Origin of the sequence: Vogesella mureinivorans (assembly GCF_007644035.1) — a bacterium.
Classification (GTDB): Bacteria; Pseudomonadota; Gammaproteobacteria; order Burkholderiales; family Chromobacteriaceae; genus Vogesella; species Vogesella mureinivorans.
In genome coordinates this window covers 1-308 of sequence record NZ_VMTV02000531.1, presented here as the reverse complement: position 1 = coordinate 308, position 308 = coordinate 1, and the positions used below count along the sequence as shown (strand labels likewise).

Here is a 308-nt window from a genome sequence, read left to right as displayed (position 1 = left end):
TCGTCGGCGTAGTCGAAGACGCGCCAGCCGAGTCCATACTGCGCGGCGCGCAGGCGTTCGCGCCGCCACGGTACCGAGCGCAGTTCGCTGGGCGTGGCCACACGCGGCTTCCGGATGTCCTCCAGCAGCGACGGCGAGAGCACCTCGGGCTGCCGCCCCATCTGCGCCATCAGCCACTGCGACATGTCGCGCGCGCTGGCGTTGACGCCGGCCGCCGGCGGTACGCGGTAGTAGTTCTCCTTCGGACGCAGGGCGACGAAGCGACCACCGGCCATCACGTGCGGGCGCGCCCAGCTCGGGCTGCCTTC

At 72.1% G+C, this 308-nt stretch carries 1 protein-coding gene; it reads right to left on the bottom strand.

All coding sequences use genetic code 11. The features are described from left to right. A partial coding sequence (locus FLQ44_RS14400) for a serine hydrolase domain-containing protein (protein ID WP_147694973.1) occupies positions 1-308 on the bottom strand: 308 nt, incomplete at both ends.